At 41.6% G+C, this 12,593-nt stretch carries 6 protein-coding genes; all 6 read left to right on the plus strand.

Annotation, left to right across the window (positions count from 1 at the left end):
* Positions 1–574, plus strand: a 574-nt coding sequence (locus DWW23_RS10765) for an RNA polymerase sigma-70 factor (protein ID WP_122353421.1), incomplete at its 5' end; no start/stop codon positions are given.
* Positions 575–670: 96 nt separating this feature from the next.
* Positions 671–1,666, plus strand: a complete 996-nt coding sequence (locus tag DWW23_RS10770; RefSeq protein WP_122353289.1) for a FecR family protein — start codon at positions 671–673, stop codon at positions 1,664–1,666.
* 154 nt (positions 1,667–1,820) lie between these two features.
* The gene (locus DWW23_RS10775; protein ID WP_122353290.1) at positions 1,821–5,216 is read left to right on the plus strand and encodes a TonB-dependent receptor; all 3,396 of its coding nucleotides are present in this window, start codon (positions 1,821–1,823) and stop codon (positions 5,214–5,216) included.
* Between the two features lie 19 nt (positions 5,217–5,235).
* On the plus strand, positions 5,236–7,023 hold the full coding sequence (locus DWW23_RS10780; protein ID WP_122353291.1) for a RagB/SusD family nutrient uptake outer membrane protein: 1,788 nt from the start codon (positions 5,236–5,238) through the stop codon (positions 7,021–7,023).
* A 279-nt stretch (positions 7,024–7,302) separates the two neighbouring features.
* The gene (locus tag DWW23_RS10785; RefSeq protein WP_122353292.1) at positions 7,303–10,281 is read left to right on the plus strand and encodes a LamG-like jellyroll fold domain-containing protein; all 2,979 of its coding nucleotides are present in this window, start codon (positions 7,303–7,305) and stop codon (positions 10,279–10,281) included.
* Between the two features lie 35 nt (positions 10,282–10,316).
* Positions 10,317–12,575: a GH92 family glycosyl hydrolase gene (locus DWW23_RS10790; protein WP_233564310.1), complete on the plus strand. Its 2,259-nt coding sequence runs from the start codon at positions 10,317–10,319 to the stop codon at positions 12,573–12,575.
* Positions 12,576–12,593 lie beyond the last annotated feature (18 nt).

The following is a 12,593-nucleotide window of genomic DNA, read 5'->3' on the forward strand; positions in this document are numbered from 1 at the left end:
TACAAACCATATAAATGAAGAGATCATAAAACAGATCAGAGATGGTTCTGAAAAGGCTTTTTCTGAGTTATATTGCTACTATTATAGTTACCTGAATGCAATTGCCCTATATTACTTATTGGACAAAGATCTTTGTTCTGAAATTGTAGATGATGTTTTTATAAATGTCTGGTTTAAAAGGGAAACCTTAGCGTATCCAATTCATTATTATTTAGTTCGTTCCGTACAGAATGGATGTCTTAATTACATTCGTTCGCAGAGAAGCCAGCAGAATATGCTGGATATTCACAAAGATCAGTTACTGGCTCACCAGGAATCTTATATTCAATCGACTCCCGCCCCGTTACAGTATGTGGAAATGCGGCAGACAGAAGAGGAGATCCGTTTGGCTGTGAACCAATTACCTTTAAAATGCCGGAAAGTTTTTGAAGAATATTTTTATGCCGGAAAGGCTGCTGATGTAATTGCAGAGGATATGGGACTGACTGTTAGTACAGTACGTGTTCAGCTCAAAAATGCGACCGACCGTTTGAAGCAAGCCCTTAAACATCTTCTTCTCTTTTTTATTTACTAAATATTTATTTCACTAATCTTGAAAAAAGATGATTTCATCTAAATGTTTTTCGATTGGGATGTGTATTAATTATAAACAGACAGAAAATATAGCAGTATGCAAGATAAAAATATACTATTTGAGGAATTAATGGATAAATATATTTCAGGCTCGATAACAGACGGAGAAAAGATCTCTTTGTTTGCTTTAATAGAAGAGTCGGATTTATATCGGAAACAATACCATGAGATGGTCAAGCTGTATGCTTTGCTCCATATTCCTGCTTTTGAATCCAGGAAAAAGGCCGGATATGTTCATCTGAAAGAAAGATTGCATTTGACAACCTTGGGAATATCCCGGCGTAGGTGGTTCGTTTATGCCCGGAATATTGCTGCTGTCCTTTTATTAATGGTAACTGTATCTGTCGGTTCGATTTTTACATATAATGAGTTGGATAAATCGGGTGACCAGTTATATAATGAGACAACGGTCCCTTTGGGCTCACAAACAAAAGTTCTTTTACCGGATGGTTCCACAGTAGTCCTTAACTCCGGTTCCGTGTTAAAGTATCCGTTATCTTATGGAAAAAAAGAACGAAATGTATATCTGGTGGGAGAAGGATATTTTGAGGTGGCAAAAGATAAAGAAAAAGCATTTCAGGTATATGCCGGGGATATGACGGTGAAAGTTACAGGTACGGAATTTAATCTCCGTTACTATCTGGAAGACCAATCGACAGAAGTATCCCTGATCGAAGGAGGAGTCGATGTCTTTGCCAATAATAAGTATGTTCGTTTGAAACCGGATGAGAAAGCTATTTACAACCGCAATACCGGAGACTTGTACAGTGAGACTGCCGATTCCTATAAATCAGCATTGTGGACGACGGGCAGATTGAGTTTTGTGAATGCATCTTTCCTGGATATATTGAAGGATATAGAACGGAAATACAATATAAAGATCCATGTGGATAGCCAAAAAGTGACGAATGAATATTTTTCAGGAAGTATCGATCTGAATATGTCGCTTCAGGAAGTGTTTAATTTTATAGATGTGGACAAGAAGTATCGTTTTGAACAGAGTGGAGCTGTCATCACATTAAGAGATAAATAAAACTGCGAGTGAAATAGAATGTTTAACTTAAAAAAGAGAACTTATGGAAAGAACCGGATAAAAAAAGAATCGGAGATGGTTGGCACTTCTCTCCGATTCATTAGATGATTTTTTGAATTAATTAGTTGTTAACTAACAAAATCGTTACAAAAGTATGAAAATAAAGTATTTTTCAATCAAACAATTGGGCTTATTTTTGGCGATGAGTGTAATCTCTGCTTCTGTGTATGCTAATGCAGCATTGCAAAGTATAAAAATTACAGTACATCATCAAAATGTACCTATCAGTAAAGTTCTTGATGATATAGAACGACAAACGGGATATTCTATCCTGGTCCGTAACAATGATATAAATATTAAGCAAAAAGTTACGGTCAATGCAACGGATAAAACCTTAAATCAGGTACTGGCCTCCGTTTTTGAAGGCATGGAGGTGAAATATGATATTGAAAATAAAACAATATCTATTTATAAACCGAAAGAAACCACTTTTATTACAACGGCGGTCGATCAGGATAAAAAGATCGTTACCGGTACTATTTATGATCCGAATGGCGAACCGGTGATCGGCGCTAATATTTTAGAGAAAGGTACCAGGGATAATGGTACGATTTCGGATATCTACGGTAAATTTTCTTTAAATGTGGATGATAATGCGACGTTATTGATATCGTATGTAGGTTTTAAGAATCTGGAAGTACCGGTAAAGGGGAAAAAAGCATTCAATATTACGTTAGCTAGTGATACGGAGTTGTTGGATGAAGTGATAGTTGTCGGTTACATGACGCAGAAAAAAGGACTGGTGACAGGTGCGGTATCTTCCATGAAGGTGGATGAGAATGTGAAAGCGCTTCCTACTACTTCTGCCGGAAATATTTTGGTCGGTAAATTAGCTGGTGTGAATGTGAGTACGCCGAGTGCTCTTCCTGGTGCTGCACCTAGTATCTCCATTCGTACAGGTGCTTCCTGGAACGCAGAGAATGTTACTTATGTGATCGATGGTGTTGTTCGTGGTGGTGGTGATTTTAATAATTTGAGTCCGAATGAAATCGAGGATGTCTCTGTATTAAAGGATGCTGCCTCTGCTGCTATTTATGGTTCCCGTTCTGCCGGTGGTGTAATAATTGTTACGACTAAAAAAGGTAATCGGGGAAAACCGACGTTTAATTATTCGTATGGATTTAGTACGGATTCCCGTACAAAGAATTCAGAGTTGACAAGTGCTGTTCAGGCAGGTGAAATGTACACCCGCATCAATGGTTCTGCCGATCCTGCAGGCTGGGCCTGGTCGCAGGATGAAATTGATCATTTTAAAACGATAAATGGTGGTTGGGGGTATGACCAGTTGGAAACAGTATGGAGGAATCCGACAACTCAAACACATAACCTGAGTGTAAATGGCGGTAGTGATCGGGTTCGCTATTTCGGGGCTGCTTCTTATGTGAAACAAGAGGGCTTTTTGAAGCCGTTGACATATGATAAATATAACATTCGTATGAATGTAACAGCCGATATTACAAAAGACTTAGAGGTCTTTGCCGGTTTGGCTATTTACAATAACTTCACAGGAAACGCTGTTTTCGAAGATGCTGGATCCAATTATAGTAAACTGAGAGTCTGGCAACCGGACCAACCTGTTTATACGGATAACGGACAATATATCGATTATGGCTGGATTGCCAATATGGGAGCTGCTGTCGATGGTAGGGGTGGTTATAACAAATCACAGATGTTGAAACCTCAAGCTGTTATCAGTGCAACTTATAAGATGCCATTCTTGAAAGGTTTAAGCGCAAAAGTTTCTTATAGCAGAAGTTGGACGAACGATGTCAACAAGAAATTTTATATCAACTATGATTTGGTGACCATGAAAAAAAGTGGTACGAATAATCGCATTATGTCGACAAATGATAATGACATCATAAGTACAAGAAAGTCGACATGGGTCGGTAAGGATTATATTGAGCGTAAATCCAGTTGGAGTGATGACAAACAGTTTAACTTCCAGTTGAATTATGAAAATGTATTTAAAGGCGTACATCGTGTATCGGCAGCATTCGTAACGGAATGGTACGAAGGTGGTGGTGCTGGTGTTACAGGCGGACGTGAAACTTTCCCGGTATATACAACCGACCAGTTCTGGGCAGCAAGTAGTGCCCGTGCGGATACTTGGGGAAATGGTGATACCGACTGGATCAGTGGTCGTATGTCTTATATCGGACAGTTCAGTTATTCGTATGCTGATAAGTATTTGGCAACTTTCTCTTTCCGTGAAGACGGTTCTATGAATTTTGCTCCGGAGCAGCGTTGGGGATTTTTCCCGGCAGGGTCTCTCGGTTGGGTTATTTCAGAAGAAGGTTTCTTTAATAGAAGTGCCATTCAGTTCTTGAAATTACGTGGTTCTGTCGGTTTGACCGGTAACGATTCCGTTGGTGGATGGCAGTGGCAAGAGTCTTATAGCTCAGGTAATTCTGCTTATTTGGGTAAAAGCCCTGTGAAATCGGTTGGTATAACTTATGGTAGTGTGGTCAACCCGAATCTGACTTGGGAAAAATCATTGAGTTATAATGTCGGAGTGGATATGAACTTCCTGAACCATTGGAATATGTCTGCTGATTACTGGTACCGTAATTCTTATGATATTTTGGGTAGCCGTACTAATACATTACCATCGACATTTAGTTTGTCCATGCCGGCAGAAAATTATGGAGAGGTTCATGCACAAGGTGTCGATTTCCAATTGGGTTATCGCGGACAAAGTAGAGATTTCTCTTATTTCGCAAACTTGACGATGTCGTATGGTTGGAACAAAGTAATTAAAAAAGACCATGCGGAAAATGCGCAATGGATCGATATCGCAGAAGGTAAATCAACTTCTTATATAACAGGTTGGGAATTTGATAAGATCATCCGTACTCAGGAAGAACTGGATGCGTTTAAAGCAGCTAATCCGAATTACAAACACAACGGTTTATCTCCGGAATTGGGTATGATGGTATTTAAGGATTTCAGTGGGCCTGACGGAACTCCCGACGGCGTAATAAACGATTGGGACCGGGTAATATTAAAAGACAGTAACTTCCCTGTTATTTATGGTTTGAATCTGGGTGGCGGCTGGAAAGGTTTAAATATCGATATGATGTTCTCCGGAAGATTGGGCGAAAAGAAATGGATGTCTGATTTGGCTGGTGGCGTAGAATGGAACCGTATGTGGAACCAATGGTATTATGATAGCTGGACACCGGAAACTCCAAATGCTACATTGCCGAAACGTATCGGTAACAACAACTCGAAAACATATCAGACAAATTCCAGCTACTGGTTGAAAGATGCTAGTTTTATGCGTCTGAAATATCTGACGGTAAGCTATGATTTGCCTAAGGGACAATTCTATAATAAGATTTTTGATAATGTCCGTTTGTTTGTTACCGGAACAAATTTATTCGTATTAAGTAGCTTTAATAAGAATTATTATGATCCGGAAATTGGAAATGGAAATGCTTTCCCGATTTTACGGTCATGGAACTTTGGTGTCGATGTGAAATTCTAACTAAAAAGCTTTGTTAAGTATGAAACGAAAAAATATTATATGCAGTTTAGCCCTTGCTATCCTATGCAGTTGTAGTTTGGACTATGAAAATTCAGGAACGATAACTCCGGATAATGTCTGGAAAGATAAAACAATGATCAGTTCATTCCTGACCGATATTTACGGCAGAATGTTGCCGGGATGGCCTGTTAGTGCCAACAATACGGATGAGGGGATGAATGGTCCTACTAGCATGAGTGAATATGTCAGAGGACAGATCACGATTGATAATTGCGGACAAAAGTTGGATTATGGGAATATAGATCGTATTAACTTCTTCTTGGATCAGTTGGAAACAGTGACTGTTTTAACAGATGAAGAAAAGAAACCGTTAAGAGGTCAGGCTCTTTTCTGGAGGGCATGGGATTATTGGGGAAAAATCTTTTCAGTAGGTGGTGTTCCATTGATTCTTCATTTTCAAGATGTGACAGATGTTCCCTCTTTGTTTGTCACTCGAAACAGTACCTCCGAATGCGTGGAACAGATCGTGAAAGATTTGGATGAAGCAATCGCCTCTCTCCCTGATACGTGGGAAGGAAAAGATTATGGACGTATCGACAAAGGCTGCGCCATGGCTTTTAAAGGTCGTATGTTGTTACAATATGCCAGTCCGTTGTTTAATCCGAACAGCGACCAGTCCCGTTGGGAGACTGCCTATAGTGCAAATAAAGCGGCTGTGGACTTTTTACAAAGTGTAGGTAAAGGTTTATATGAAGGCGACTTTGCAGATATTTGGTATGATGAACAGAATCGTGAGGTAGTTATGGTGAACCAGTACATTTATCCGGACCATAAACTGGATCAAAAAAATATTCGTCCTGAACCGTTGACAAAAGACGGTGCAAATGATAACCAGGCAATATTTCCGCTTCTAATGGCATTTCCGAGAGAGGATGGTTCCAAATTGGAATTGGATGTGAATCGTTTGGCTAATGATCCAACTTACAATGAGCAGTTTATGACCGATTTCTATATGAATCGTGATCCTCGTTTTTATGCGACAATATTCTGTCCGGGAACGGAATATCCATGTAGTGATGTATTGACTGACGATATGAAGTATTGGAATGCATGGAAACTAATGGCAGATGAGGGATCGTCGACGGGTTATAAATATGTGACTTTGATACAAGATCAGTTGAATAAAGGTATTGGCGGTAATTCTTCCGGTTACTATCAGAAAAAAGGTTTGGATCCGGATTTGACGCAAGCTACCGTATATGATGCAGATATCGACTGGATCGAAATTCGTTTTGCAGAGGTTTTGATGAACTATGGTGAGTGTGCAAACGAATTGGGCAAGAGTGGTGAAGCATTGCAGGTATTGTATGATATTCGTAAACGTGCTGGTATTGAATCGAGTACGGGTAACTACGGAATTACTGCAACATCTCAAAGCGACATTCGTGAAGCCTACATTAATGAACGTTTTATAGAATTTGCCTATGAAGGTAAACGTTGGGCTGATTTGCGCCGTTGGAAACGATATGATATTCTGAACAACCTTAAATATCGCGCCAGCTTATATCCGGTGATAAAAGATCAGAGTAATATAGCCGGTTTCGACTGGACGAAGGAAATGTATGATCCGGAAGTCCGTAAATTGTTCCGTTTCGAATATGTAGAATGTGTTGATATGGATAAACAATACATGTTCAACCTGGATTTGAATCATTGGTTCTATTCTATTCATAAGGAAGTCATCGACCGTAACTCCAAGATTGAGCAAAATGCAGAATGGGGCGGTACTTTTGATCCGTTAAAATAATAAACATAATTGATTGATTAAATCTTTGTAGGATTAAGGGAGTGTCGAAAGACACTCCTTTTTTTATGTATCGATGAAAGCTTACAAACAATAATAATCCACAGAATAGGCAATTTTTTGCTATTTAGGATGGGGATGATTGCTTGTATATTTGCACTATTTTACCTGTTTTTTGTTTTTTAACTCTATTTGACTAAATGTTTTAGGTACAAGAAGTGTATTTTATATAAATGAACAGTGAAAGTTAATTTAATTCTAATCGGAAAAATATAAATGTCTATGAATTTGAAAAGGATGGCAATGGCGGCTGCGTTGATAACTCTATGTCTGTTTGCAGAGGCTAAAGTAAAACCAGTTGTACATTATAATTTCGGAAAGTCCGGCAATGTCACGTATGCTGTGGCACCGGAGAAATTGACACCGGTAACCGGAAAAGGAGAACTGTTTGCGATAGGGCGGCCTGTTTTCTATGCCGATGCTCCCGGTGACAAGAAGATGAAGGGCGAAGGGGGAATTTTATTTAATGGAAACGGCGATGGATATAAACTGGAAGGGGCGTTCGGTTCTCCGGCAGAAAATCAGGTATTGGAAATATGGGTAAAACCCCGGTTGGATACTCAACAGGGTGAGAAGGAAAAAGAGCTGGCACAGGTATTGCTTTCCAATGGAACTGCCAAGGAAGGATATGTATTTGTTCATAGGAGAGGACACTGGTATTTGATTTCCGGTGGTTCGGGACGTGTTGAAATCGGAGAGGTTTTACCTAACGCCTGGACACATCTGGCGATGGTGATGGAAGAGGGGAAAGGAACCGTTTGGATGAACGGGAAAAAGACCGGAACATTCAAACCTACAAAGGCAATAGCTCCTCATTTTTCTATTGCTGTTTCAGAAGAGGGAAAAGAGGCTTTTTACGGTGAAATATATGAAGTAAGATACAGCACTTTTGCCACCGGGAAGTTCAATCCGGAATCCGATTTCCTATTGGATTATAAAAAGATAAAAGAGATAAGCAAGCAACGCCTGGCCGAACGCCGTGTCTTGGTGCAACAACTGGAACAGGCGAGTGCGGGCAAGAAGATTGTTACTGAACTACCCGATGTTCGTCAGGAAAAGGATTGGTTGATCAATCAGGTAGAAGAGCCGGCCTGTTTGTTCGTGCAGAAATCGGAAGATGGATTGACATCTAAATTTCAGTTGAATAACGGTTTAGTCTCCCGTACTTTTTATGTCGGTGAAAATATAGCCTGCGTCGGGTATAAGAATCATTCGAATGAGGCAGAGTTTTTACGGGCGGTAAAACCGGAAGCACGTGTTTGCATTGATAGTGTATGGTATGAGGTCGGCGGATTGAAAGGACAGCCGGAATTATCTTATTTATTGGATAGCTGGTATGTGGAAATGGAAGCTTCCGATCTGGCATTTACGCTTGAAAAGGTGGAAACCGGTCTTCCGCTGAAACGTTATCCGTGGACTCCGAAATATAATGCCGTTCCCACAGATTGGCCGGCTAAGGGGGTACGTATGGAAATGACTTTCATCCCGACCGAAAGTATGGTGGATGTAAAAGACATAAGGGTGAAAGTCAACTATGAAATTTACCAGGGACTACCTTTGATTGCCAAATGGATCGAGGTGGTCAATGAGGGGGAAGAAGCTGTTTTGTTGAATGACATGGAATGTGAAGTCTTGGCTGTCAATCAGGATCAGGTGAAACGTATTCATGTGGAAAGTGATTTCTCTTTTGCATTGGTCAATGCGGATATAGAAGGAAGTGCCCTGATGCACTATGCCGGTACTCCCAAGGCATATCATGTGGGAAGTTCTACTACAAAATGGACAGTCGATAAAGACTATAACACCTGGGCCAGTCATAATCAGGCAGAGGATAAGTTCCTGGGATTCCCACATCATAATTTATTACTGAGCAAACTTCCTATGGGGCCTTGTACGAAAGTAAGTAAAGAGGTTCCGTTCAAATCATATATCACTTTCGAATTGTTGCAGGATAGTGATGATCGTGAGCGGCAATCGCTCGGGCATCGGCGGATGTATAAAAAGCTGGCTCCTCAGACAACCGAGTCTTTGATCTCCGGAGGTATTACTTCACATGATGAAACGAAATTGAAAGGGTTTATCGACCAGATGGCCGAATTGGGACTCGAACAGTTGGACATTATGGCTTGGCCTGGCATCAGTCATGATAATCTGGATTCTGCTTATGTGCAATTATGGCGCAGGGTTGCTTCCTATGCAAAAGAACGTGGTATTGTAATGGGAGGATATGAATTACAGGTGGCGTCTCGCGGACGGGGAGCAGAGGTGGATTGTATTCATCCGGAAACAGGAAAACCGGGTAGCCTTTTCGGCCAGAGTGTTTGTATTGCCAGCAAATGGAAAGATACATATTATTCTAAAATGTGGGAGTTCTTTGATAAGACGGGGTTGATGACTTATAATATGGATGGTCCGTATCATGGAGACCCTTGTGCTTCTACTGTACATCCTTACCATGCCTGTTTGGAAGATTCTCAGTGGCAACAATGGAAAACGCAAGTAGAGGTTATCCATGAACTGCAGCGCAGGGGAATGTATATTCCTATTCCGGATTGGTATTTCCTGAACGGACAATGTTCTACAGGAATGGGATATCGGGAAGCAAGTGCAAACCTGACCCCGCAACAGCAATTGTTATTAGGCCGTCAGTATATTTATGACGGAACCTGGCATAAGATCCCGACAATGGGATGGATGACTTTGCAGTTGGTTGGTTTTTATACGAATGACCCAAGAGTTGGGTTGGAGCCTCTTTGTGATAATCTGGATCGTTATGAGTCGCAATTAATGCAGTTTTTGGGAAGCGGTTGCCATCTGACTATTCGTGGAAATCGTTTATATGATACGCCGGAAACCAAACAGATGGTATCCCGTTGTATCGACTGGTTTAAGGAATACCGGGATATATTGACTTCCGATATTATCCACGTCAGCCGTCCGACTGGTCGCGATCTGGATTGCATGATGCACGTAAATCCTTTCATTAAGCATAAAGGTATGGTGGTCGTATTTAATCCGACAGACCGGGATATAACGAAGGAGATGCGTTTACCTCTTTATTACACCGGTTTGAAGGGTAAAGCAACAGTCACAGCTTCGGATGGAAACAAACAGAGTTTCTCGTTGAACCAACAAAGTGAATTACTATTGCCTGTTTCTATAAAGGCGCAGGGTGTATCCTGGTTCCTGATAGAAGAATAAAGGTAGAGGTTCGTTGAATAAATAAGTAGATAAACGTGAAAAAGTTTATATTATTACTGATTAGTGGAAGCGTTTACGTTCTGTTGGCAACAGGATGCAAGGAGGTTGGAGAATCGAATAACCGCTGTGTCAATAAATGGATTGGTACAGCTTCAGAGGGCAGGGTTGCTCCTGTTGCCTCTGTGCCATTCGGAATGATGCAGATAGGTGCGGATACTCGCCCGTATGGAGCCGGATACCATTATCAGGACCCGACAGTTTTAGGATTCAGCCATCTGCATAAAAGTGGAGGTGGATGTGCTGACTTTTTGGATATACTTTTTATGCCATTACCCTTGAATCACCCGAAAGGAGAGAATGAGTTGTATTCCAAGCAATATCAGGCGGCTTTATCTCATCAAGAGGAAAAAGCGGAGCCGGGGTATTATTCGGTCAATTTGTATGCCGGACAACTGACGGTGGAATTGACAGCTTCCCGTCGATGCGGACTGCAACGATATCGGTATGATACCGGTGGTGAAATACCGGTCGTTGTCGATTTGAAGTATGGTTCGGAAAGTGCTTGTACTATACAGACCGAGCATGATGTGGATACGGTGTATGCCTCTGCGTTCGAGTGGGTCGACTCATGTACGATTCGCGGCTACCGTTTTTCGAACGGTTGGACACCCAGGCAGCAAGTCTATTTCTATTCAAAGTTTTCATCTCCTATCAAAGCTTGTGCCCTGTATGTCGATGATCAACGCATAAAGGAGGTTTCTTCTGCTGAAGGACGAAATGTAAAGGCGTTACTTACTTTTGAGAACGAGCGTAGCGAGTTGGAAGTCCGGACAGCACTTTCTTCGGTGAGTATGGAGGGGGCTGCTGCCAATCTGCAGTCGGAAATCGAAGGCAAGACATTTGAAGAGGTGAGGTTGTCGGCATCTGAATCCTGGAGCCGTACGTTGGGGCAGATAGAAATAGAAACCGATGATCCGAAAAAGAAGGAACTCTTTTATACTTCTTTGCACAATGTCATGTTATACCCATTCTTATTATCGGATGTAGATAATCGTTTTAGGGGACCGGATTGGCAGGTACATCAAACCGATGGATTCGATTATTATGGTGGTGTGATCGGCTTTTGGGATACGTTTCGGGCGGCTTGCCCTTTGTTGGCTATGCTTAACCCGGATGTGGCGAAAGATTATGTAAAGACGTTGCTGGAGCATTACAAATATGCCGGTCAATTACCGATATGGACGTTGTGGGGTATTGAGAATTATCAAATGACAGGGATTCATTCGTTGCCGGTGATAGCTAATGCTTATCTGAATGGTATTCGTGGTTTCGATACCCGATTGGCGCTGGAGGCAATGGTCGCATCGGCAATGAAAGATACGTGCGGCTATTCCATGGGGTATTTTGTCGGCTTGGAAAATTATAAAAAATATGGTTATGTCCCCTGTGATATGGAGATGGAGTCGGTGGCACGTACTTTGGAGTATGCGTTCGATGATTATGCTTTGGCTCGTTTTGCCGAAGCGATCGGTGCACATAAAGAGGCCGGTTACTTTGCAAATCGCTCACTTAACTATCGGAATGTAATTGATTCCGGAACATTACTGGCCCGGGGACGGTTGGCGGATGGTGGTTGGCGTACGCCTTTCGATCCGTTGGCTTCTTCTCATCGTAGGGATGATTATTGTGAGGGCAATGGCTGGCAGTGGACTTTTTTTGTACCTCATGATGTGGAGGGTTTAGCTACTTTGCTAGGAGGTAAAAAGGCATTGGAGGCCCGGCTGGATTCTCTTTTCACCATGTCTTCCGAATTGCGCGGGGAAAATATCTCCGGAGATATTTCCGGATTGATCGGACAATATGCACATGGCAATGAACCGGGACACCATACCATTTATATGTATAACCGGGTGGGATGTCCCGATAAGACACAGAAGTATGTCAACCGAGTGTTGACTACCCTGTATGATAATACTCCGGAAGGTATTTGCGGGAACGAAGATACCGGACAAATGAGTGCTTGGTATGTCTTTAGCTCGTTAGGTTTCTATCCGATGGATCCGGCTTCCGGACAATATGAATTGGGAGCTCCTTTATTTGAAAAGGCGACAATCAAGCTGTCTTCGGGAAAAGAGTTCGTTATCAAAGCAACTCGTTTGTCGGAAAAGAATATGTATGTGGACAAGGTCTTTCTGAATGGACAGCGTTTGAACCGAACGTATATAACCTTTGAAGAGGTGTTGCAAGGCGGCGAGCTCCTCTTTGAAATGAAGGAAGAGGGAGAAAAGGTCTGATGAAGTATGTGAATAAAC

This window comes from Parabacteroides sp. AF14-59 (genome assembly GCF_003479515.1).
GTDB classification, from domain to species: Bacteria; Bacteroidota; Bacteroidia; order Bacteroidales; family Tannerellaceae; genus Parabacteroides; species Parabacteroides faecis.

What these genes read in the sequence shown, in the direction of transcription:
- DWW23_RS10770 (WP_122353289.1), top strand. Translation starts at nt 671, where the DNA reads ATGCAAGATAAAAATATACTATTTGAGGAATTAATGGATAAATATATT.
- DWW23_RS10775 (WP_122353290.1), top strand. Translation starts at nt 1,821, where the DNA reads ATGAAAATAAAGTATTTTTCAATCAAACAATTGGGCTTATTTTTGGCG.
- DWW23_RS10780 (WP_122353291.1), top strand. Translation starts at nt 5,236, where the DNA reads ATGAAACGAAAAAATATTATATGCAGTTTAGCCCTTGCTATCCTATGC.
- DWW23_RS10785 (WP_122353292.1), top strand. Translation starts at nt 7,303, where the DNA reads ATGAATTTGAAAAGGATGGCAATGGCGGCTGCGTTGATAACTCTATGT.